Origin of the sequence: [Pseudomonas] carboxydohydrogena (assembly GCF_029030725.1) — a bacterium.
In the GTDB taxonomy this organism is placed as follows: domain Bacteria; phylum Pseudomonadota; class Alphaproteobacteria; order Rhizobiales; family Xanthobacteraceae; genus Afipia; species Afipia carboxydohydrogena.
This window is the reverse complement of sequence record NZ_CP113162.1, coordinates 1,290,535-1,312,275: the sequence shown is the minus strand read 5'-3', so window position 1 is coordinate 1,312,275 and position 21,741 is coordinate 1,290,535. Positions and strand designations below refer to the sequence as shown.

Sequence of the window (21,741 nt, the reverse complement as noted above, 5' to 3'; positions counted from 1 at the left end):
CATGAATTACGTGGACCCCGGCAAGGTGATCGGCTCCCCGCTCAATCGCGTGGACGGGCCGAAGAAAGTCACCGGCACAGCCATCTACACCTCCGACCATCATTTCGACGGCATGCTCTATGCCGTTCCGGTCCGTGCCACCGTCGCGGCCGGCACGATCAAGACTCTCGACCCGTCGGCTGCCGAAAAGATGCCGGGCGTGCGGCTCGTGCTGCATTCGGGCAACATCGGCAAGCTCAACCCGCCAAACAAGAAAGGCATGATCGACGAGAAGCGGCCGCCGTTCGCCGACAATGAAGTGCGCTATTATGGCCAGTACGTCGCCGCCGTCATCGCCGACACATTCGAGCAGGCCACCGCTGCGGCGGATGCGGTGAAGGTCACATACGACGCCAGACCCTTCAACGTGAAGGATGAACTGGAGTCTGCGAAATGGTCCACGGAGAGCCAGCGCGGCGACGTGGAGAAGGCGTTCGCGGAAGCGCCGGTCAAGGTCGATGAGACCTACGTCACGCCGACCGAGACTCACTCCGTCATCGAACTGCATGCTTCGGTCGTGACCTATGAGAATGGCGTGTTCACGCTTTACGAGCCGAGTCAGGCGGTCGTGAATCACCGGCAGGTCGCAGCCGCCGTGCTGGGCGAGCCAGCCGACAATATTCGCGTCGTCGCACGGTTCATCGGCTCGGGCTTCGGCAGCAAGCTGTGGCCTTGGGCGCACAGCTTCATTGCCGCCGCCGCAGCGAAAAAGCTCAAAAAGCCGATCAAGCTCGTCCTCACCCGGAAGATGAATTTCGAATCCGCAGGCCACAGGCCGCTGACGCAGCAGCGCATCAGGCTCGGCGCGACGGCGGAGGGCAAGCTCGTCTGCCTCAGCCACGACTCCATCAACCACACCTCGCTATCGGACGACTATGCGGAGAATTGCGGCGAGGCGACGCCGTTCCTCTATTCCACGCCCAACCTGCTGGTGCGGTCCTCGCTCGCCAGACGCAATGTCGGCACGCCGACTTCGATGCGCGGCCCCGGCGCGGTGCCGGGCCTGTTCGCGCTGGAATCCGCTATCGACGAACTCGCAGTCAAGCTGAAGATCGATCCGGTTCAGTTCCGCATCATGAACGAGCCGAAGGTGGATGAGAGCAGCGGCCTGCCGTTCTCGTCACGCCACATGGTCGAATGCCTGCAAACCGGAGCGGACAAATTCGGCTGGAGCAAGCGCACGCCCGGCATCGGCTCGATGAGCAAGGATGGAAAAATCCTCGGCTGGGGCGTCGCGGGCGCCTCGTGGATCGCGCTGCGCATGCCGACGCAAGCCGCCGTCGAACTGAAATCGGACGGCACCGTGCGCGTGACCTGCGCGACGCAGGACATCGGCACCGGCACTTACACGGCGGCGGCGCAGATCGTCTCCGCCGAGGCGGGCGTGCCCACCGACAGGATCGAGGTCGTGCTCGGCGACACCGACCTGCCGCCCGGCCCGTTCTCCGGCGGCTCGGCGGCGACCGCTTCCGTTATTCCCGCGATGCTTCAGGCCGTGCGCGAGGCGCAGCAAGCCGTTATCGACCTCGCGGTGAAAACGCCGAACTCGCCATTCGCCAGCCACAAGCCGCGCGATCTGACCTTCAAGGACGGCAAGGTGGTTGCTGCCAACACCACGGTCGGCTCAACCGATGGTGGCGGATTGCCGTTCGCAAGCGTGCTGGAAATGGCCGGCAAGGCATCGGTCAAGGGGCACGGCAAGAGCGAAGGTGGCTTCAACGATCCGCTGAAGAAGAAGTACTCCCTGCATTCCTTCGGGGCGCAATTCGCCGAGGTGAGCTGGCAGCCGGAGCTCGCGCGACTGAAGGTCGAGCGCGTCGTCACCGTCATCGACGGCGGGCGTGTCATCAACCGCAAGATGGCCGCCAACCAGATCGAGGGCGCGGTCATCATGGGCGTCGGCATGGCCTTGTTCGAGCACACCCATTACGACCCGCAAAATGGAGCGGCGATCAACAGCAATTTCGCCGATTACGTCATGGCGACGCATGCCGATGCGCCGCGCATGGATGTGTCGTTCGTCGAGCATCCCGATACGATCTTCAACGAGCTTGGCGCGCGCGGCCTCGGTGAAATCGGGCTGGCGGGCATCGCGGCGGCGATCACCAACGCCGTCCATCACGCCACCGGGGTACGGGTCCGCAAATTGCCGGTCATGATCGAGGATTTGCTGACGGCGTAAGGCGCTCAAACGCCTTTGCCCGCGGCGATTCCGCTGCTATATCCCTCTCCTATCGCTTACCTGCGCTCGTTCGCAGGAGTGAGCAACAGGAGAGACTTATGACCGATAAAGAAGCGCCCGCGTCCGGATTCCAGTTCGGCCTCGCCAACCTCAAGCCCGCCGAACATCCCGACAAAATCGCCGTCACCTTCCCTGATGGCGCGACGCGCGAATTTCCCAAGAACACCACCGGCTTCGAGATCGCCAAGGGCATCTCGCCCTCGCTCGCCAAACGCACGGTGGCGATGGCGCTCGACGGCATTGTGTCCGACCTCGGCGACCCGATCGAGCACGATGCGAAAATCGAATTCATCAACCGCGAAGACCCGCGCGCTCTGGAGCTGATCCGGCACGATGCCGCGCATGTGCTGGCCGAAGCCGTGCAGGCGCTATGGCCGGGCACGCAGGTCACCATCGGCCCGGTGATCGACAACGGCTTCTATTACGATTTCTTCCGCAACGAGCCGTTCACGCCGGAGGACTTCGCCGCCATCGAGAAGAAGATGCGCGAGATCATCGCCAAGGACGCGCCCTTCACCAAGGAAGTGTGGACGCGCGACGACACCAAGAAGGTGTTCCGCGACAAGGGCGAGAATTTCAAGGTCGAACTGGTCGATGCCATTCCCGGAGATCAGTCGATCAAGATCTACAAGCAGGGCGAATGGTTCGACCTCTGCCGTGGCCCGCACATGACCTCGACCGGCAAGGTCGGCAACGCCTTCAAGCTGATGAAGGTCGCGGGCGCCTACTGGCGCGGCGATTCCAACAATCCGATGCTGACGCGCATCTACGGCACCGCCTTCGCCAAGCAGCAGGATCTCGACGATTACCTCAAGCAGCTTGAGGAAGCCGAGAAGCGTGACCATCGCCGTCTCGGCCGCGAGATGGACCTGTTCCACTTTCAGGAGGAAGGTCCCGGCGTCGTGTTCTGGCATGCGAAGGGCTGGACGCTGTTTCAGGCGATCATCGCCTACATGCGCCGCCGCCTGGCCGCCGATTACGACGAGGTCAACGCACCGCAGATGCTCGACAAGTCGCTGTGGGAGACCTCAGGCCACTGGGAATGGTATCGCGAGAACATGTTCGCGGCGCAGTCGGCTGGCGACGAAGCCGAGGACAAACGCTGGTTCGCGATCAAGCCGATGAACTGCCCCGGCCATGTGCTGATCTTCAAGCATGGCCTCAAGAGCTATCGCGAACTGCCGATCCGCCTCGCGGAATTCGGCGTCGTGCATCGCTACGAGCCGTCGGGCGCGATGCACGGACTGATGCGCGTGCGCGGTTTCACGCAGGACGACGCGCATATCTTCTGCACCGAACAACAACTCGCGGACGAATGCCTCAAGATCAACGATCTGATCCTCTCAACTTATGAGGATTTCGGCTTCGAGGGCGAATTGACGGTGAAGCTCTCGACGCGCCCCGAGAAGCGCGTCGGCACGGATGCAGCGTGGGATCACGCCGAACGCGTGATGACCGAGGTGCTGGAGCAGATCAAGGCGAAGTCCGGCAACCGCATCAAGACCTCGATCAATCCGGGCGAAGGCGCATTCTACGGCCCGAAGTTCGAATATGTGTTGCGCGACGCCATCGGCCGCGAATGGCAGTGCGGCACCACGCAGGTGGACTTCAACCTGCCGGAACGGTTCGGCGCGTTCTACATCGACGAGCATTCCAACAAGGTCGCTCCGGTGATGGTGCATCGCGCGATCTGCGGTTCGCTGGAACGCTTCACCGGCATCCTGATCGAGCACTTCGCCGGTCACTTCCCGCTCTGGCTCGCGCCGGTGCAGGCGGTCATCACCACCATCACCTCGGATGGCGACGATTACGCCCGCGAGGTGTTCGAAGCCTGCCGTGCCGCTGGCTTGCGCGTCGACATCGATCTGCGCAACGAGAAGATCAACTACAAGGTGCGCGAGCATTCGCTGGCCAAGGTCCCGGCCCTTCTCGTCGTCGGCAAGAAGGAAGCCGAGACGCGCGCCGTCTCGATCCGCCGCCTCGGCCGCGAGGGCCAGACCGTGCTGCCGCTCGACGAGGCTCTTAAGGCGCTGACCGCCGAGGCGACACCGCCGGACGTGAAGCGAGTGAAAGGCCTTGCTTAAAGGCTATCTAAACTTAAAGCCGGTGCCCGCCCTTGTGCCGGGCATCGGCGTCTTCCTATCTGTTGGTCACAAGACAGACCTGAAAGACAGAATATGCCCGACGCACTTGAACTTCTGAAAACCCGCCGCTCGCTCAAGCCGATGGAAATGACCAGCCCCGGTCCTTCCGCCGACGAACTCGACACCATCCTCACCATCGGCTCCCGCGTACCCGATCACGGCAAGCTGTCGCCCTGGCGTTTCATCGTGTTCGAGGGCGACGGCCGCGCGCGTGCTGGCGAGATTTTCGCAAAGATCTTCGCGCAGAAGAATCCGCAGGCGACACCCGACCAGATCGAGAAGGAGCGCACGCGGTTCTCACAGGCCCCGCTCGTGATCGCGGTGGTGAGCAAGACCGTCGAGCACTTCAAGGTGCCCGCGTGGGAACAGGAATTGTCGGCGGGCGCCAGTGCGATGAACATCGTTCACGCCGCGACCGCGCTCGGCTACGTCTGCGACTGGGTGACGGGCTGGATGGCGTTCGACCGCGACGCGATGGATGCGCTCGGCCTTGCGCCGAACGAGAAGATCGCGGGCTTCATCCACATCGGCAAAGCGACCAAGACGATAGAGGACCGCCCTCGCCCGCCGCTGAACGAGATCGTGACGCGATTTTAGGTCGTCTCACGCCGCCGCAGCAGCGCCTTTCTCCTTCACCCGCGTCTGCCCGAACCTGTCGAGCAACCCCGCCACCTCGCAGCCCGGCCTGGCGGCGCTGAACAGGAAGCCCTGCACTTCGGTGCAACCCATCGCGCGCAGGCGGTCGAGCTGATCCTCGGTCTCGACGCCTTCCGCTGTCGTGGAGATGTTCAGGCTCTGGCCCAACCCCGAGATCGCCTTCACGATTGCCACACAGTCCTGCCGCTCGGCGAGATCGCGCACGAACGAACGGTCGATCTTGATCTTGTCGAACGGGAAGCTGCGCAGGTAGCTCAGCGACGAATAGCCGGTGCCGAAATCGTCCATCGAGATACGCACGCCGAGGCTGCGTAGCTGATGCAGCGTCGCGAGGTTCGCCTCGGTCTCCGCGAGAAACAGCGATTCAGTGATTTCCAGCTCCAGCCGCGTCGGCGCAAGACCCGAATGCGCCAGCGCCGCGATCACGGTCTGCACCAGATTGCGGCTCCTGAACTGGATCGGCGACAGGTTCACCGCCACCTTGATATCCGTCGGCCATTTCGCCGCCTCGGTGCAGGCCTCGCGCAGCACCCATTCGCCAAGCGTCACGATCAACCCGATGTCCTCAGCCACCGGGATAAACTCCGCTGGCGAAACCATGCCGCGCTCCGGATGACGCCAGCGAATGAGCGACTCGAATGCGACGATGCGGTTGGCCGCGACATCGACCAGCGGCTGGTAGTGCAATTCGAACTCGCCGTTGGCCAGCGCATGACGCAGATCGAATTCGAGTGCGCGGCGGGTCTGCGCCTGCCGGTCCATTTCCTGCTCGAAGAAGCAATGCGCGCCGCCGCCTTCCGACTTGGCACGGTAAAGCGCCATGTCCGCGTTGCGCAGCAGATCGTCGCCGGTCACGCCGTCACCCGGCGACATCGCGATGCCGACGCTGGCCCCGATCACGAGCTCCAGCCCGTCCACCGCATAGGGCGCGCTCACGCTGGCGATCAACGTGGCGGAAAGATCATTGAGTTCGCGCGGCATCGGGTTGCGTTTCACGATCATCGCGAATTCGTCGCCGCCGAGGCGCGCCACCAGAGAATCTGCGGGCAGAACGGCGTGCAGCCTCTCCGCCACCATCTTCAGCAGGCGGTCGCCGACCGGGTGGCCGAACGAGTCGTTCACATTCTTGAACATGTCGAGATCGATGCACATCACACCGATGCGTTCCTCGCCGCCCTCGCCGCGCTCCAGCGCATGGTCGAGGTGGTCGCGGAATTTCACGCGGTTCGGCAAGCCGGTGAGGTTGTCGTGATGCGCCATATAGGCGATGCGTGCCTCCGCCTTGCGCCGCTCTGTGATATCCACCGCCGTCACCAGAAAGCTGTCCCTGCCATCGAACGCCACGCGGCGGCCGAATGTCAAAACCTCGATCTCCGAACCATCGGCCTTCACATGCCGCCAGTTGCGGGCCGACTGATAGACATCGCCGACTTCGTCCAGCACGCCCGCATGGGCCTGGCGCTCATCCTCAGGCCAGATATCGAGGAGATTCATCCTCAGGAAGGTCGAGCGGTCATATCCATAGTGGCGGATGGCCGCATCGTTGACGTTGAGAAAATTCTTGGTTTGCGCGTCGAATACCCACATCGGCATCGGGTTGGCATCGAACAGCAGGCGGAACGATCTTTCGCGGCGCTTCAGGTCGGTGACGTCCGTCAGGATCACCGACAGCATGTCGCCGACCGGCGCGACATTCAGTTTCAGGGTGAAGCCATCGCCCTCGACTTCGATCTGCACATTGGCCGCGGCACCCGTCGCTTCCGCGAGTTGCGCCAGCACGTTGGTGAATGACAACAGATGCGTTCCCGCGCTCAGCCGCAACCAGCGCAATTCGTCGGAGGGCAGCCGCAACAGCCGCGCCGCGCCCTGATTGAGATGCACGATCTGAAAATCGACCGGATGCCCTTCGGCATCGCGAATGGCCGCGAGCGACAGCACGCCGTCATCGGTGGCGCAGAACACCGCATCCAGCAGGTCGAAATCGAGACCACGCGCATGAACATAGATGCTGGTGAGCACATCGCCCCAGCGCGATGCCATCGGCAACGCGAGAACGTCGTAAGCCTGCACCTTGCCGTGGCGCACGCAATGGGCGGAAGCGAGATAGGGCTTCTGGTTGTGCTGCGCCGATGCGCAAGCCTCCGCGAGCGCCAGCGCACAGTCCGGCGGCAGCATGGCCAGCGGCGTGTGGTGAACTTCGCTTTCGAGCCATTCATCGACCTCGCGCCCGGCACGCAAGATTTCGATATCGCCGCCCTGCCCCCGAAGCAGCGCCATGTTATCGGCGATGCGGCCCAGACCTCCCAGCGTTACGTCCTCAAAGGGAGGCAGCCGGCGTCCCGGTTTCAGCGCAGCGCGCCATTTTCGTTCCAGTACCGACAAATCGCTGAACAGATCTGACCCGGAAATATTTTCGTTCGAAACACCGATTGCACTCACAACGCATCCTCGCGCATTGACGCAACTTCTTCACGCGCGCGCATCCAATGCCGCCTTACTTAAGGCGGCGTAAATCCCTCGCATCCGCACGCGAGGGCAACAGGAAAATTTGTTTGATGGTTAGTCCGAATTAGAGACTATGACATTTTGTCATAATCAACGCGTCAGCACTTCGACTTCGCCATCGACGCCGTTCTTCACTTCGAAGTCACGCTCGAACACCTTGCCGTCATTCTTGGCGATGGCCTTGTATTCGCCCTCGGCCAGCATCACGCGCGGAAACGCGCCGATCGATTCCTTGATGACGTCGCCTGCGGGCGTCAGCACCGACCATGCGGTGTTGGCAAGAGCCTCGCCGCCTTTCTCGCCGACAAGCTTGAGCGTGATGACGGCCGCACGGTGGGTAACCACGACATCGGTGAGCTTCGCGGCCTGCACGCGAATGTCGGAACGGACGATCGAATTGGCGTCGCCATAGGTCGAGACCAGATAATAGATTCCAGCCGGCAGCATCAGCACATCGCCCGCCGCGACGTTCTGCGCGATCGGAGAGCGGTCACCGGTGCCGATCTCGAACTGGCTGCCCTTGTAGATCGAGAACACGATCTGACCCTGCGGGATTTTCGACGTACCGACACGGCCCTCGATCCGCAAACCGCCCGCCGCAAGATCGAACGCCTCGCGCGTGGTGTCTTCCTGCCTGATCGTCACCGACCGCACGTCGCTGACGAGGCCGAGGCTGACATGGATCACATAGCCGCCCGGCGGCAGCGGAATCACCGGCGCCGCGGCGCGCTCCTCGCGGATGAGATGCATCGCTCCGTTCGGGCCGGGCTTGTCGGAATAGATTCGCCAGACCAGTCCGCCATTGATCGCGGGCATGTCCTTGCCGAAACGCGCGGACAAAGTGAGCGTGCCTTGCGGCGTGGCCTGAACCGCCGGAGCCTGCGGCAACAGCGGCGGCTGGGTGAGCTGGGCGGGCAAATCGGCGGGAGACAAACCGGACGGCGGCGCGAGACTGATGGCAGACCCTGACGACTCCACCTGCGGAATACTGCCGGGAGGAACCGGCGCCGGTTGATCGCCGGGAAACTGCGCATGAGCGGATTCCACGAACATCAGGCCGGACAGCACGACCGTCATGCAGGCGCACGCAATGCGCGCCATGCGCCTTGAGACAAGACTGCCATGCCGGAATGTCATCATACGGTAGCTTTTTCCCTGAAAAGGCGGCGAATTCAAGCCTCCAGACCCGCCCAGGGGGCGGCGGAAAGGGCTCCGGCGCAGAAGATATCTGGATAAAACGTCCCGCTTCAGTCACATTCCGGCAATAACCACCGCATGTTCTCCATCCGGCCCGCCCAAGGCGGGAAAACCGCGCCGGAGAGCCACTATCCATTACCGGGAGGCTCCGGGTTGCTCGAAGTCTTAAAAGGGATCGGCCAGGCCATCGGGGCCGACGACAAGGACACGCCCCCTGCTCCACGCCGGCCCAAAATCGGCCTCGCTCTCGGCGGCGGCGCGGCGCGCGGCTTTGCCCATATCGGAATCCTGCGCACCCTGATCGCCAACGGCATCATTCCCGACATCATCGTCGGCACCTCGATCGGCGCGGTGGTGGGAGGCTCCTACGCGGCCGGTCATCTCGATACGTTCGAGGCATGGGCACGGCATCTCGTGCCGCGCAGCGTGTTCGGCTATCTCGACATCCGCCTGAACGGCTCCGGCCTGATCGGCGGCGACAAGCTCGCGGCGCAACTCGACGCCACCTTCGGACGGATCACTATCGAGGAATTGCCGCTGAAATATGTGGCCGTCGCAACCGAAGTGAAAACCGGCCACGAGATCTGGCTCAACCACGGCAGGCTGGTCGATGCGATGCGCGCGTCCTACGCGCTGCCCGGTATTTTCGCTTCGATCCTGATCGGCGATCGCTGGCTGGTGGACGGCGCACTGGTCAATCCGGTGCCGGTATCGGCGGCGCGCGCGATGGGCGCCGAGATCGTGATCGCCTGCAACGTCTCCACCGACATCACCGGTCATGGCACGATCGTATCGCACGGAACGCCGGAAGACGCCGTGGTGCCCGAGCCTCCTCCGGAAAGAAAACGGTTTGGATTCTTCTCCGCCGAGAAGACCATGAAACGCGAATTCTTCGGCGCTCCCGGCCGCCCCGGCATTTCCACCGTGATGGTGGACGCCTTCAACATCATGCAGGACCGCATCACCCGCGCACGCCTCGCGGGCGATCCGCCGGACGTGCTGATCTCCCCCCGCGTCGGTCGGATCGGATGGTTCGATTTCCACCGCGCGGAGGAATGCATCGCGCATGGCGAGCGCGCCACAGAACGCGCCATCGAATCGATTCAGGAAGCGATCAACATGCTGACGCCGACGGCAAGCCAGCCGCCCGGCACCGCGCAGCAGGCCCCGCCGTAAAGACGAAACCTCAAGCCGTCTTGATATAATCGCGCAGAGCCTCCTGCTCCCGCTCGTATTCCCTGACGCGCCATTTCACGATGTCGCCGATCGAAATCAGGCCGACGACATGCTCGTTCTCGACCACCGGCAGATGGCGGAATTTGCCGTTCGTCATCTTTTCCATGATCGAGGCGGCGGTGTCGGCGCGGCGGCAGGTGACGACTTTGCGCGTCATGGCTTCGCTGACGGGCAAATCCAGCACTTTCGCGCCATATTGGCCGAGCACGCGCACCACGTCGCGCTCGGACAGAATGCCTTCGATATGATGGCCATCCATCACCAGCACCGCGCCGATATGGCGTTCGCTCAAGAGCCGGATCGCATCGGACATCTTAACATCCGCCTGGATGCTGATGACTTCGAATCCCTTGGTACCGAGAATTGCCTGAACCGTCATTGCCAGCGCCTCCCATAAAGTGATGCGATCGCATTCTGATCGTGCGATCTCGTCCAGCCGGGAACAACTCACGCGGCGGCAATTTGGTTGCACCACCGGCGCAGGGCAGCCCGGTATTGACCCATGAATGATGGATCAATGCAGGTAGGGCTGCAAGGAAAAGAAAAATCGAATCAGACGTCGCGAGAGGACAGGTTTTCCTCGGGTGAAATATCGGCCGGCGACAATTCCGGCGCATCCTCGTTGTCGCCGCGCGGCACGGGATCGAACAGCGAGAACAACAAAAGGCCGGCCAGGAAACCGCCGACATGCGCCTGCCATGCGATACTTTGTCCCTGAGTGCCGATCTCGATGGCGCCAAGCCCGGTGAACAGGTTCATGACGAACCAGATTCCGAGAAAAGTGAGCACCCGCCCGTTGCGCAGCGCCCGCAACAAGGGCAGCGCCGGGATGCGCGCGGCCGCATCGGCATCGGGGGTGCGACGAAATGACAGGAAGCTGCCGCGCTGGAATGCAAAACGCAGCGAGGCGGCCATGGTGCCGGACACGGCCGCGGATGCGCCGATCATCGGCGCCAGTTCATGGGCATGCGTCAGCAGATGCGCCAATGCCCCGGCCACCGCGGTGATGGCGAGGAAGACGAAAAACCGCACCCCGCCGAAGCGCCGCGCCAGCGCGCTGCCGAACGGCAGCATCCACAGCATGTTGAAGCCGATATGGGTGAGGTCCGCGTGCAGCAGCGAATAAGTGAGGAAACTCCAGATGCTTGCGCCGATCCCGCCCGGAATCTGCTCGGCCATCAATGTGGTTTCGTAGCGCGCGGGCACGAAGCCGAACACCCAGATGATTTCCTGATCCAAGGCCGCTGGCAGCAGCATCCGCACGATATGAATCCCGAACAGGATCGCGAGCAGGAGCGTCATCGGACGCGGCAGCGTCAGAATGGGTTCGTGGGCGCGTTCGGGAGGTGCCAGCAATGGTGTCATCCAGAAGCCGCCGGATCGGGAACGAACCGGGCCAGCCAATCCCTGAAATACGGCTTTTGCGCCGCAGCGCAAGCGGCCTGTGTCCGTCCGGGGTGAAAAAGCCGTCATCCCGCACCGAAAATGAAAAAGGGAGGACCGGACAGGTCCTCCCTTGATCAATGACAGCCTTTCGCGAAGGAAATCCCCACCCCTCCCCGCGCGATGGCCGATCTATTGCCACCCGTTATTCAACTTCATTCGACCTCTGGACCCGGCTGCGGCTCTTGGGAGAAACCGTCGCCGTATGGAGTAGATACATACTAGCGGGTTCCCGTCCGGCCTCAACTTCATAGTTAAATTTACCTTAACAACACAAACCAGGTCTTAACCCCTCCCATTCCGCCCTTCGGCATGGACGCTGCAACGATCCTTGCGCACAACAGCCAAGGGCCGCGCAGCGTGCTGGCTCGGGACACAACTGTCCCGTGTCTGGACCTGCCGGGTGGGTGATTAGAGTGAAGCATCCGTCGAACCGGGAATTCTTCGCATACTGGGACAAGGCCCGGGGCACATCGGCGGCTCCGGACCGCAGCGGCCTTGCGCCGGAGCCGGTGCGGCATCTGCTCGGCGACATCTTCGTGCTCGCCTACGATCCCGCCGCCGGATACCCGTTCCGCGTCGCCGGCACGCGGATTTGCGCCCGCCTTGGCCGCGACGTGAAGGGCGAAAGTTTTTCGGCGCTGTTCACAGGCGAGGCGCATCGCGAGATCGAGGATCTGCTCGGCATCGTCGCCGAGGAAACCATGCCGACGGTCGCGGGCGTCACGGCGGCGACCAGCGAGGGCGGCCTCGTGCATTTCGAACTGTTGCTCCTGCCCTTCAGCCCCCGCGCCCATACACCGCTCAGCCTCACCGGTCAGATGGCAACGCTGGCGGAGGCCCCCGGCACGCTGTCGCGGTTCGGCCTCACCTCATGGCGCCATCTCGAACCCGAGGTCACGCCGCGCGGACCGCGCATGCTGCGCAAGCTGGAAATCGCGCGCGGCTTCATGGTCTATGAGGGCCTGCGCTAGCCGCACCATCCCCTCCGCCTCGGCCTCGGATCGCTAACTCCGCATTAACCCTGACGCCGATATGGTTCGCTCTTACCGTGTCCGGACGTGGCGATGGCGTTTGTGCAGAGAAAATTTCAGCCACAGGCTGAGGAACGGCGGCGGTTTCAGCGGGTGAAAATTCACCTGCTCGGCCGCTACATGCTCGCGGACCGGCGCGAATATCCCTGTCAGGCCATCAATATGTCTCCCGGCGGCCTCGCGCTGCTGGCGCCGGGCATCGGCAATATCGGCGAGCGGGTCGTCGCCTATCTCGATCATATCGGCCGCGTCGAGGGCAAGATCACCCGCCTGCTCGACAACGGCTTCGCCATGACCGTGAGTGCCACGCCGCGCAAGCGCGAGAAGCTCGCGGCCCAGCTCACTTGGCTTGCCAACCGCGAAATCCTCAACCTGCCGGAAGATCGCCGCCACGACCGCATCGTGCCGCGCAACGCGATGGGTTGGCTCAAGCTCGAAAGCGGCGGCGAGATGCAATGCCGCATCATCGACCTGTCGCTCTCCGGCGCGGCGCTGTCCGGCCAAACGCGCCCTGAGGTCGGCAGCCACGTCATGCTCGGCCGCGTCGCCGCGCGCGTCGTCCGGCATATCGAGGAAGGCTTCGCCATCGAGTTCAACCACCCGCAGGTGCTTGAAACCGTCGAGGACAACGTCACCGCGCGGGACTAGACCTTTCCCGCACCGCAGGATGCCATCCGGACAATTCATGCCCGACAGCGATGCCGCCTTATTGCCGGCGGAATAAACATTCATTATAAATGTATATTATTTCCACGCTTCGCTCAATCGAGCGCGGCCTGACATGCCCCCGGAGAATGCGATGGGCTTTCCTTCCTTCTTCGCCGATGTCCCGGCGATCATGCTGCGCGATCCTCTGGCCGTCTTTCTCGGCGCTTCGGATGATGGCGTCATCACCTACACCTATGCCGATGCCGTGAAACTCGCGGGCCATTCCTGCCCCACCGTCGCAGGCGCCTATCTGATGATACGCGCAGGCCTGCACGCGCTCTATGGCGACGAGATGCCCGCGCGCGGCGGCATCGAGGTTTATCTGCGCGACCCGCGCGATGAAGGCACCACCGGCGTCATTGCCGCCGTCGCGACGCTCCTGACCGGGGCGGCCCCGGAAACCGGCTTCGGCGGCATCGGCGCGAAAAGCCGTTTCGCGCGCCGCAACCTTCAGCATTTCGAGGCCCCGATCGGCGGCCTGATGGCCCTGCGGCGCACGGATAACGGGCGCGGCGTCATCCTCGACCTCAACATCGGCGCGGTGCCGGCAGCCCCCGAGATGCAGACGGTGTTTCCGCGAGTCGTCGCCGAACAGGCCAGCGCGGATGAGCAGGCGCGCTTCGCGGCACTCTGGCAGGATCGCGTCGAGCGGATGCTGATCCGGCACGCCGACGATCCGGCACTGGTTCAGGTCGACGCATGGACGGCCGAAGCCGCCTGAGATGCTTCGCCGCTCGCTATTGTCCGCGTGCGGCGGCCATCACCTGCGGCGCGAGCCAGGCCGCGAATGCCGCGTGCCCCTGCGCATTGAAATGCTGGCCATCGGGATCGCGGGTATTTTTCGGCGCGATCTGCCCGAGATGGCCGAGCATGATCACCTTGATGTGGCGGGCCGCCAGCCGTTGCCTGATCTGCGCGATGTTGCCTTGCCGTGAAGCGCCTTGCCCGCGCCGCGCATCGTTGCCGCCCGGCTGGAGAATGACGATCGACGTTCCGTTCGGCACGGCGGAACTCAGCCGCGCCAGCATCCCGCCCGTGGTGTCGCCGGGAATCCCGGCATTGGCGACATGCGCGGACACGCCCCTGGCCGCAAGCAGCCTTTGCAATTGCGCCGGATAAGCCTGCGACGAGGGCACGCCTCCGTTGGTGCGTCCCCGCCCCGAACCGTAGGTGTTGCTCGCGCCCAGCGCCACGATATTCACCTCGGCGGCCTGCGCGGCGCATGCAAACAGCATCGCCGCCGCCATTCCCAAAGCCCAACCCTTCATGGACGGCCTCCCTCTTCCCCGCCGCGAATGCTACGTCGCGCCGGAAAAACCGTAAAGGCGCCTAACCGGCGGCGGCTTTCGCCTCCTCGAGCGCAAGCGCCGAATGCGCATAGGCGCCTCCGGCGCGCATTTCGGCGGCAACCCAGATCGCTTCCATCAGTTCCTGCCGCGTCGCGCCGTGGCGTATGGCGGCCTTGGTATGACCCTTGATGCAATAAGGACATTGCGTGACATGCGCCACGGCCACGGCAATGAGCTGCTTCATCTTCACCGGCAACGCGCCTTCGGCAAACACCTGCTGGCTGAAAGCCTGAAAAGCCGCCTCGGTTTCTGGCGTGAGCTCGCGGCGCATCTTCCCGTATTCAGCGGTCGAGGTTGGATACATTCCATCGGACATCGATATTTCTCCTGTGCGGCAATCCTATGCGGGCCTCATCGTAGACCCCAACCTGCGCGACCCAAAGACTTACGCCGCAGCGGCGCATCGCCCTTCCCGATGCATGACGTCAGTTGAATCGATGGACCTAAACCGCCGCATCAGGACACGTGCCGCAAGCCGCTTCTCGTTAGCGTCACCGCCGGGTAAAGCCACGCGGTTAGCGCTTTCTCACCATCGCCACCGGCCGGGACGCTCATCGCCTCCGGAAATCCCGCCCCATCCACTTTCAGACCACTCTTCAAGCTCTCGCGGAGCCTTGGTTCGCAGAGGCAACGCGTGAGAATTCAAACGCTTGGCGGTCAATCGATACAATTTGAATCAAATCCGGATATTTCAAATTTGAGCTTTATTTGAATCGATATTGATTCAAACAAGCCTTTGATTTGACGATCATTTCAGTCAATTGCCGCGACGCGGTTTAGCCGCGGCGCAAAGCCTCGCTGCCACAGTGGCCCCAACAAAAAAACGGGGACCACAATGGTGTCAATTCGTGGATGGGGTGCATGTCTGGCGGTCGTCGCCGGGCTGGCAGGTTTCACAGATGCTTCGCAGGCCGCAAGCCGGATCGCTCCGGCCGCGCCGCAGAGCCACGTTCTTTATGCAAGCCTCGGCGACACCGCCCGCGCGCCGATCGGCTGGATCGAGTTCTGCGCCGAGAATGCCGCCGACTGCAAGGGCGGCCCCACGCAGGCCCGCGACATCGTCATGACGCAGACCGCATGGAAAGATCTCACCCGCGTCAATCACTGGGTCAACGAAAACGTCAAGCCGATGACCGACATGGAGCATTGGGGCGTCGTCGAGAAGTGGTCGTATCCGACCGACGGATACGGCGACTGCGAGGATTACGTCCTGATGAAGCGCAAGATGCTGATCGACGCCGGCTGGCCGCGCGAGGCGCTGCTCGTCACGGTGGTGCGCGACCGCAAGGGCGAAGGCCATGCCGTGCTGACGGTGAAGTCCGACAAGGGCGAGTTCATCCTCGACAACCAGAACGAGGATGTCGTGGCCTGGACCGACACCGGCTACCGCTTTGTCAAACGCCAGTCGCAGACCGATCCGAATGTGTGGGTCTCGCTCGGCGACAACCGCCCGGCTGTCGTCACCGCAACGTCAAACTGAGGTTTCCTCTCGCGTCCCGGTCACATCCCCACCCCTCCCCGTCCGAGACCGGTTCGCGCGCGGCCAGCTTCTTCCCCGGAAGCTGGCCGCACCTTTTTGGGCCCGAGGCATGAGACGCGGCGTTCGGTTCAGCCGATCTTCTTAAGACCCGCCTTGAAGCGCCTGCTGTTCTTGACGTAATGCGGCGCGGCGCGGGTGAGGATTTTCACCTGCTCCTCCGTCAGCGTCCGCACGACGCGCGCGGGCGAACCCACGATCAATGAGCGCTCGGGAAATTCCTTGCCTTCCGGCACCAGCGCGCCCGCGCCGACGACGCTTTCCCTGCCGATCTTCGCGCCGTTCATCACGATCGCGCCCATGCCGACCAGCGCGCCCTCGCCGATGGTGCAGCCGTGCAAGATGGCGTTGTGACCGACCGAGACGTTCTTTCCCATCGTGATCGGAAAGCCCGGATCGGTGTGGAAAGTGCAATTGTCCTGAACGCTGGAACCTTCGCCGATGTCGATCAGCTCGTTATCGCCGCGGATCACGCTGCCGAACCAGACGCTCGCGCCTTTTTGCAACCGGACATTGCCGATCACCTCGGCGGATTCCGCGATGAAATAGTCGCCGTCGGCGGGAAGTTGCGGCCTGACGCCGTCGAGTTCGTAAGTAGCCATTCTAGTACCCGCTTTCCGAAGTTCGCTATACGTCGCAACACCCGCCTTCAACGAACTTCGGAAAGCAAAGGGTACTAGCAAAACTATGATTCTAGTACCGCTTTCGATTTGAAGTCCCTGTAACGAGATTGCCGAAGCGATGTAGGGACTTCAAATCAGCGGTCCTAGTCTCCTGAGGGAGACGACCATGCCACGAACGAAAAACGGATGCGAGGCTCGCTTACGCGACGATGCCGGCCGCTTGCAGGAACATCACCACGCAGGTGCCGGACATCAGGCTCCAGATACCGGCGATCACGGTCGCCATCATCACGAATGCGATGTGGCGATTTTCGATCCGCCGCCCTCGGATGGTGTTGCGCATGATGATGAAGGGCGCCGCGAATACCAGAAACGGCACGGTCATCACCGCGCGCGGCGCGGCGCTCCGTTCCAGAATGCCGAAACCTGCGGGTCGGTCCACGAAAGCCTGATAGCCGCTCGCCAGCGCGCCCGCGAAGGCAAACCCGATCATCAGTGAGAAGAAGGAATTCAGGGTATCCGGCGACATCGTGAGGCCCCACGCAAGAGGTGGCCTCCGCTTTCGCAGAACCCTGACGCCGCCGCCACTTTATCCTTAAAAAAGGGTTAATTCGCCCCGCCGGGATATCCGCAAAAACACCGCGTGAGAGCCTTCGCAGGCCTCGCCATCGCCACATAAGCCGCTCTATGACATGACCATATTCGCCGCGACGTCCGCGATTCGAAACGCTCTGGAACCCGCTCCACCATGGCTGCCCCTCTGCCGCCCCGCGCCCGCAAACGCCACAATCCCTATCTTCCTATCCTCGTCTCCATCGTGATCGGCTCCGCCGCTCTCGCCTCGGTCGTCTACCTGCTGCAACCGACCTGGCAGCGGCAACAATCCGCCAGCGAACCCGGTACGCTGCCGATCACGATCGACCACACGCTGTTCAACGTGCCGACCGCGGCAATCCGGGTGAAATTGCAGAAGCGCACCGGCCCGCAGGAGCGCGTCGATCTCTCCTTCCTGTATCCCTCGCTCAAGCCGCCGACCGCGCAGAAGCACATCACCGCCGCCGAGGCCGAAGCGGAAGCCGCATCGAAGGCCGAACCGATCGACCGTATTTTCGTTTCCATCATCGCCCATCACGGCGCGGTATCGCCGCAGGAGCGCGCCAAGACGATCTATCCGCGCTATCTGGAATCGGAGGCATCGACCGTCGAGGATACGCTGATGGTGCAGGCCTTCCGCGCCGGCACGCCTTACGCGGGCGAAGACCTGTTCATGGCCGATGGCGAGAGCTTCACCGCGCGCTGCTCGCGCGATGCGCAGACGCCGGGCATGTGCCTGAGCGAACGCCGGATCGGCGACGCCGATCTCAACTTCCGCTTTCCGCGCGCGTGGCTCGCACACTGGCGCGATGTCGCGGATGCGATGGACAAACTCTCCGATCAGCTTCAGGGGCCGGGGAAGTAGGCTGAATCCCCCGCGTCATTGCGAGGAGCGCAAGCGACGAAGCAATCCAGTCATTCTTGATCGGTAAAATCAGACTGGATTGCTTCGCTTCGCTCGCAATGACGGATGCTGGCACGAAAATGGCCGGGACAAGCCCGGCCATCGCACCGTTTCATGATGAGAAGAACTTAATCCTCTTCGACGAGGTCGTCCTCGAGGATCGCCATCTGGAACTGATACGAGCGATCGTCGTCCTCGTCATCGACGAACAACACGCCGATGAATTCCTCGCCGATGTAGACCTCGGCGGAGTCGTCCTTTTTCGGACGCGGCACGACGCGGATCTTCGGATTGCCGAACGTGCGCTTGAGATAAGCGTCGAGTTTTCTGACTTCGGTAACGTCCACGGCAGTCTCCAATAATGATGATCTTTGCCCACGCGCGGCCGAACCTAGCGCGAGGTATCTCACACGCCAATAGCGCAGCGCGCGTCATCAGCCAATAGCAGAGAAGGCTTTACAGGCCGGTTGCGTTGAGCATCTGGTCCATCGTGCGCGAAGGCTCGGAGCAGCCCGCCTCGCCCACGACGCGCGCGGGCACGCCCGCGACCGTGACATTGTTCGGCACCGGCTTGACGACGACCGAGCCCGCCGCGATGCGCGCGCAATGCCCGATCTCGATATTGCCGAGGATCTTCGCGCCCGCGCCGATCATCACGCCACGGCGGATTTTCGGATGACGATCCTCGTTCTCCTTGCCGGTGCCGCCGAGCGTGACATCGTGCAGGATCGAGACGTCGTCCTCGATCACCGCAGTCTCGCCGACCACGAAGCCCGTCGCATGATCGAGGAAAATGCCGCGCCCGATCCGCGCCGCCGGATTGATGTCGGTCTGGAACACCGACGACGACTGGCTCTGGATGTAATAGGCGAAATCCTTGCGGCCCTGCTTGTAGAGCCAGTGCGCAAGGCGATGCGCCTGAATGGCGTGAAAGCCCTTGAAGTAGAGAAGCGGATCGATGAAGCGCGAGGTCGCGGGGTCGCGGTCGTAGACGGCGACGAGATCGGCGCGGAAGGCGTTACCGATATCGGGATCGTCGCGAAGCGCCTCGTTGAAGGCTTGCCGGATCAGGCCCGCCGACAGGGCAGCATGATCGAGACGCTCGGAGATGCGATGCACCACCGCAGCCTCCAGCCGGTCGTGATGCAGCACCGACGAATAGAGGAAGGTGGCAAGCTCCGGCTCGCGGCGCGTGACCTCCTCGGCCTCGTCGCGAATGCGCGTCCAGACCGGATCGACCGTCGAGAGGGCGGCTTTCGGATCGGCGTTAATTTTGGCCATAGGCATCTTCCAGCTTCCGGGCTCGGGAGATTACCACATAATGGGCATCGTGGAGGCCGCAATCCCACCCTTGTGGCAATACGGATAATATTCTCCTCAGCCCTGCCGGGCCAGGAAGGCCAGCACACCCTCCTTGTAAACCCGGTCGCCCACCGCCCGCATGTGATCGCGGTCCGGAATATCAAGCACTTCGGCGTGGGTCATAATCTCGTGCAGCTTCTGTGCCGAGCCGCCGACATCGTCCTTGGTGCCCACCGCGATCAGCGTCGGCAATGTGATCGAAGCCGCCTGCTCCGGTGTCAGCCATTGCCGCGAGCCGCGCAGGCACGCCACCAGCGCGCGGCGATCGGAACGGGTCTGGTCGGCGAAAGCGCGGAACATGCGGCCCATCGGATCGGTCACATCATCAAGCGACGGTGCTTCCAGCGCCAATGCCACGTCCTCGCCGGGACCGCCGCCCTCGATCAGGCCATAGCCGAGGCCGCCGATGACCAGCGAACGCAGCCGCTCGGGATGATGCAGCGCCACCCTGCACGAAATGCGCGAGCCGAGCGAATAGCCCATGATGTCGGCGCGCTCGATGTCGAGATGATCCATCAGCGCGCGCACGTCGCCGGCCATGATATCGAGCGAGTAGTCCGCGCGATCGTAGAGCTTGGTTGAGGCGCCGTGCCCGCGATTGTCGAGCGCGACCACGCGCCGCCCCGCTTTCGTCAGCGCCGAGACCCAGCCGGGGTAGACCCAGTTGGTGCCCGCGGTCGAACCGAAGCCGTGAACGAGAAAGATGGGCTCGCCCTCGCCTTCATCGATAAAGGCAATCTCGACGGAGCCGTTGTGGAAGCTCAGCATGACAAATTCCAGTGTAAGGGAACCAAACGGCCGCCGTTCTAACCGCGTCGCGGCGGCATGGCCAGTGCCTGACGCCCGGCGATTTATGCAGATGTGGCTTGCGCCAGCGCGATTGCATCGCGGGCTTTTTTGCGTTTGCGGCGGGCGAGCCACGCAAACGTCAGCCGTTCGGTGGTGGATTTGATCGAGGCGAGGAAACCAACAAGCGCGATCAGCGCGGCAAACACCCACCAGGCGAGGTTGAACGCGCCGCTGGCAAGCAGCAGCGCACCGCGCCCGATCAGCTTGATGATCGCGCGGGTCTCCTTGCCCTTGGATTCCACAAGCCTTGCCGCGCGCGCGACATCCTGCGGGCCATCGGCGATGCGCAGCACGTCAAGCGTGCCTCTGGCGCCGATCTTCTCGCTGACGCGGCCGGTATCCTTGGCAAGGCGCACGAGCGCGCCCGCCTTCTCAGCCTTGAACGCCGCCTTCAGCGCGCCGACGCTTTGCGCGGGCCGCATGAGCGAGGCGTGCTGAACGGCCTCGGTCAGCGCAGGCGTATCGACCGCACTGCGCACCGCACGCCCTGTCCATTCGGTCAGGCCCGCACCGAGGCGGCCGACCTTGCGCGCATCCTTCACGAGCGTCAGTCCGGCGCGCAGAGGTGCCACGCCCGCGACCGAAACGTAAGTCGCCGCCGTCACCGCGATGCCGACACTTGCCAGCCCCAGCACGAGCCGGTCGGCATCTTCGCCCATCGCCAGCCGCTTGCCCTCGCGCAGGACGTCGCGCACATCGCCAAGCACGAACAGATCGCCCGCCAGCGTGCCCGACAGGCTGGCTCCATCGTTGCCCTCGCCGGTCACAAGTCCGTGCACGAATCGTCCTGCGACCGCCTGGGTCGAATTGTGCGCCGCAAGTAGGCTGCGGACACGCTCTTGCACCTCCGGAGCAACACCTATGCCTTTACCCCGGGCCAGCGACATAAAACTGTCGGCGAGCTCCGGGTCATCGGCATCGAGCGCCTGCCGGATATGTTGCTCGACCGCGACCTGCCGCGCGGCGCCGTTTTCCTCGGGCAACGCTGATTCAATACGGATATCCGACAATTGCGCGGGATCGTCCTGCGCCATGAGGATGGCCGCAGCCGTGTGCGCCCGTGGCATAAGCAACGCGAATGCAGCCGCGCAGAGAGCGGCGCATCCAATTGCCGCAGTTGTTTTCCGGTATTGCATGCACAAATCCAGTGTCGTGCCCGACCCTAAGGCGATTTTGCGGCAAAAATTTCACCTGATGGAAAGTCGTGCACCAAAAGAAGGCCCTCCGAAAGAAGGGCTTTCCGCAGCGGCAAATAGCGTATGGAGTCGGCTCCGGCATCTAAGCATCAGTTCGTCATTTTCTGTTGCGAATCCGCCGT

General features: G+C 63.1%; 21 protein-coding genes. 9 read left to right on the top strand and 12 right to left on the bottom strand.

The genetic code is table 11. The features are described 5' to 3' along the window. Window position 1: 1 nt before the first annotated feature. From AFIC_RS06405 to AFIC_RS06395, 3 genes are all read left to right on the top strand, one after another. Window positions 2-2,221 carry a xanthine dehydrogenase family protein molybdopterin-binding subunit gene (locus AFIC_RS06405; protein WP_275248309.1) on the top strand — a complete coding sequence of 740 codons (2,220 nt, stop codon included), beginning with the start codon at window positions 2-4 and terminating at the stop codon, window positions 2,219-2,221. Between the two features lie 98 nt (window positions 2,222-2,319). Further along, window positions 2,320-4,365, top strand: coding sequence for a threonine--tRNA ligase (gene thrS, locus AFIC_RS06400; protein ID WP_275248308.1), 2,046 nt, complete (start codon window positions 2,320-2,322; stop codon window positions 4,363-4,365). A gap of 93 nt (window positions 4,366-4,458) precedes the next feature. Then, the gene (locus AFIC_RS06395) at window positions 4,459-5,022 is read left to right on the top strand and encodes a nitroreductase family protein (protein WP_275248307.1); all 564 of its coding nucleotides are present in this window, start codon (window positions 4,459-4,461) and stop codon (window positions 5,020-5,022) included. A gap of 6 nt (window positions 5,023-5,028) precedes the next feature. Here AFIC_RS06395 and AFIC_RS06390 read toward each other — a convergent pair whose 3' ends face one another. Then, on the bottom strand, window positions 5,029-7,521 hold the full coding sequence (locus AFIC_RS06390) for a putative bifunctional diguanylate cyclase/phosphodiesterase (RefSeq protein ID WP_275248306.1): 2,493 nt from the start codon (window positions 7,519-7,521) through the stop codon (window positions 5,029-5,031). 156 nt (window positions 7,522-7,677) lie between these two features. Then, window positions 7,678-8,727: a hypothetical protein gene (locus AFIC_RS06385; protein WP_275248305.1), complete on the bottom strand. Its 1,050-nt coding sequence runs from the start codon at window positions 8,725-8,727 to the stop codon at window positions 7,678-7,680. 210 nt (window positions 8,728-8,937) lie between these two features. Here AFIC_RS06385 and AFIC_RS06380 point away from each other — a divergent pair, with 210 nt between their 5' ends. Then, a complete protein-coding gene (locus tag AFIC_RS06380) occupies window positions 8,938-9,960 on the top strand; it encodes a patatin-like phospholipase family protein (RefSeq protein ID WP_275248304.1) in 1,023 nt (340 codons plus the stop codon). A gap of 10 nt (window positions 9,961-9,970) precedes the next feature. Here the strand turns inward: AFIC_RS06380 and AFIC_RS06375 are convergent, their stop codons facing one another. After that, the gene (locus AFIC_RS06375; protein WP_275248303.1) at window positions 9,971-10,399 is read right to left on the bottom strand and encodes a CBS domain-containing protein; all 429 of its coding nucleotides are present in this window, start codon (window positions 10,397-10,399) and stop codon (window positions 9,971-9,973) included. Between the two features lie 173 nt (window positions 10,400-10,572). Continuing rightward, the gene (locus tag AFIC_RS06370; protein WP_275248302.1) at window positions 10,573-11,385 is read right to left on the bottom strand and encodes a rhomboid family intramembrane serine protease; all 813 of its coding nucleotides are present in this window, start codon (window positions 11,383-11,385) and stop codon (window positions 10,573-10,575) included. A gap of 494 nt (window positions 11,386-11,879) precedes the next feature. On the opposite strand from AFIC_RS06370, the gene AFIC_RS06365 reads away from it, so the two are divergent. From AFIC_RS06365 to AFIC_RS06355, 3 genes are all read left to right on the top strand, one after another. Then, window positions 11,880-12,437, top strand: coding sequence for a PAS domain-containing protein (locus AFIC_RS06365; RefSeq protein ID WP_275248301.1), 558 nt, complete (start codon window positions 11,880-11,882; stop codon window positions 12,435-12,437). 93 nt (window positions 12,438-12,530) lie between these two features. Further along, complete coding sequence (locus AFIC_RS06360) at window positions 12,531-13,145, top strand: PilZ domain-containing protein (RefSeq protein WP_275248300.1); 615 nt, start codon at window positions 12,531-12,533, stop codon at window positions 13,143-13,145. Window positions 13,146-13,296: 151 nt separating this feature from the next. Next, on the top strand, window positions 13,297-13,926 hold the full coding sequence (locus tag AFIC_RS06355) for a hypothetical protein (protein ID WP_275248299.1): 630 nt from the start codon (window positions 13,297-13,299) through the stop codon (window positions 13,924-13,926). Between the two features lie 16 nt (window positions 13,927-13,942). Here the strand turns inward: AFIC_RS06355 and AFIC_RS06350 are convergent, their stop codons facing one another. Further along, a complete protein-coding gene (locus tag AFIC_RS06350) occupies window positions 13,943-14,473 on the bottom strand; it encodes a GDSL-type esterase/lipase family protein (protein WP_275248298.1) in 531 nt (176 codons plus the stop codon). 61 nt (window positions 14,474-14,534) lie between these two features. Beyond that, entirely contained in the window at window positions 14,535-14,870 is a 336-nt protein-coding gene (locus AFIC_RS06345; protein ID WP_275248297.1) for a carboxymuconolactone decarboxylase family protein, read from the bottom strand. A 519-nt stretch (window positions 14,871-15,389) separates the two neighbouring features. Between AFIC_RS06345 and AFIC_RS06340 the strand changes: the two genes are divergently transcribed. Further along, window positions 15,390-16,034 (top strand): transglutaminase-like cysteine peptidase, encoded by a 645-nt coding sequence (locus tag AFIC_RS06340; protein WP_275248296.1) that lies wholly within the window; start codon window positions 15,390-15,392, stop codon window positions 16,032-16,034. Window positions 16,035-16,162: 128 nt separating this feature from the next. On the opposite strand, the gene AFIC_RS06335 is transcribed toward AFIC_RS06340, so the two are convergent. Further along, a complete protein-coding gene (locus AFIC_RS06335; RefSeq protein WP_275248295.1) occupies window positions 16,163-16,693 on the bottom strand; it encodes a gamma carbonic anhydrase family protein in 531 nt (176 codons plus the stop codon). A gap of 220 nt (window positions 16,694-16,913) precedes the next feature. Beyond that, window positions 16,914-17,243 carry a DUF6949 family protein gene (locus tag AFIC_RS06330; protein ID WP_275248294.1) on the bottom strand — a complete coding sequence of 110 codons (330 nt, stop codon included), beginning with the start codon at window positions 17,241-17,243 and terminating at the stop codon, window positions 16,914-16,916. Between the two features lie 219 nt (window positions 17,244-17,462). Between AFIC_RS06330 and AFIC_RS06325 the strand changes: the two genes are divergently transcribed. Next, window positions 17,463-18,173, top strand: a complete 711-nt coding sequence (locus AFIC_RS06325) for a hypothetical protein (protein WP_275248293.1) — start codon at window positions 17,463-17,465, stop codon at window positions 18,171-18,173. A 167-nt stretch (window positions 18,174-18,340) separates the two neighbouring features. Here AFIC_RS06325 and AFIC_RS06320 read toward each other — a convergent pair whose 3' ends face one another. The 4 genes from AFIC_RS06320 to AFIC_RS06305 form a co-directional block, all read right to left on the bottom strand. Next, a complete protein-coding gene (locus AFIC_RS06320) occupies window positions 18,341-18,559 on the bottom strand; it encodes a DUF3126 family protein (protein ID WP_002715299.1) in 219 nt (72 codons plus the stop codon). 109 nt (window positions 18,560-18,668) lie between these two features. Next, window positions 18,669-19,493: a serine O-acetyltransferase gene (gene cysE, locus AFIC_RS06315; protein WP_275248292.1), complete on the bottom strand. Its 825-nt coding sequence runs from the start codon at window positions 19,491-19,493 to the stop codon at window positions 18,669-18,671. Between the two features lie 96 nt (window positions 19,494-19,589). Further along, window positions 19,590-20,342 carry an alpha/beta fold hydrolase gene (locus tag AFIC_RS06310; RefSeq protein ID WP_275248291.1) on the bottom strand — a complete coding sequence of 251 codons (753 nt, stop codon included), beginning with the start codon at window positions 20,340-20,342 and terminating at the stop codon, window positions 19,590-19,592. 83 nt (window positions 20,343-20,425) lie between these two features. Continuing rightward, complete coding sequence (locus tag AFIC_RS06305; protein WP_275248290.1) at window positions 20,426-21,559, bottom strand: hypothetical protein; 1,134 nt, start codon at window positions 21,557-21,559, stop codon at window positions 20,426-20,428. Window positions 21,560-21,741 lie beyond the last annotated feature (182 nt).

Coding starts and splice junctions, on each gene's coding strand:
- AFIC_RS06405 (WP_275248309.1), top strand. CDS start 2: ATGAATTACGTGGACCCCGGCAAGGTGATCGGCTCCCCGCTCAATCGC.
- thrS (WP_275248308.1), top strand. CDS start 2,320: ATGACCGATAAAGAAGCGCCCGCGTCCGGATTCCAGTTCGGCCTCGCC.
- AFIC_RS06395 (WP_275248307.1), top strand. CDS start 4,459: ATGCCCGACGCACTTGAACTTCTGAAAACCCGCCGCTCGCTCAAGCCG.
- AFIC_RS06385 (WP_275248305.1), bottom strand. CDS start 8,727: ATGATGACATTCCGGCATGGCAGTCTTGTCTCAAGGCGCATGGCGCGC.
- AFIC_RS06375 (WP_275248303.1), bottom strand. CDS start 10,399: ATGACGGTTCAGGCAATTCTCGGTACCAAGGGATTCGAAGTCATCAGC.
- AFIC_RS06370 (WP_275248302.1), bottom strand. CDS start 11,385: ATGACACCATTGCTGGCACCTCCCGAACGCGCCCACGAACCCATTCTG.
- AFIC_RS06360 (WP_275248300.1), top strand. CDS start 12,531: ATGGCGTTTGTGCAGAGAAAATTTCAGCCACAGGCTGAGGAACGGCGG.
- AFIC_RS06355 (WP_275248299.1), top strand. CDS start 13,297: ATGGGCTTTCCTTCCTTCTTCGCCGATGTCCCGGCGATCATGCTGCGC.
- AFIC_RS06350 (WP_275248298.1), bottom strand. CDS start 14,473: ATGAAGGGTTGGGCTTTGGGAATGGCGGCGGCGATGCTGTTTGCATGC.
- AFIC_RS06345 (WP_275248297.1), bottom strand. CDS start 14,870: ATGTCCGATGGAATGTATCCAACCTCGACCGCTGAATACGGGAAGATG.
- AFIC_RS06340 (WP_275248296.1), top strand. CDS start 15,390: ATGGTGTCAATTCGTGGATGGGGTGCATGTCTGGCGGTCGTCGCCGGG.
- AFIC_RS06335 (WP_275248295.1), bottom strand. CDS start 16,693: ATGGCTACTTACGAACTCGACGGCGTCAGGCCGCAACTTCCCGCCGAC.
- AFIC_RS06330 (WP_275248294.1), bottom strand. CDS start 17,243: ATGTCGCCGGATACCCTGAATTCCTTCTTCTCACTGATGATCGGGTTT.
- AFIC_RS06325 (WP_275248293.1), top strand. CDS start 17,463: ATGGCTGCCCCTCTGCCGCCCCGCGCCCGCAAACGCCACAATCCCTAT.
- cysE (WP_275248292.1), bottom strand. CDS start 19,493: ATGGCCAAAATTAACGCCGATCCGAAAGCCGCCCTCTCGACGGTCGAT.
- AFIC_RS06310 (WP_275248291.1), bottom strand. CDS start 20,342: ATGCTGAGCTTCCACAACGGCTCCGTCGAGATTGCCTTTATCGATGAA.
- AFIC_RS06305 (WP_275248290.1), bottom strand. CDS start 21,559: ATGCAATACCGGAAAACAACTGCGGCAATTGGATGCGCCGCTCTCTGC.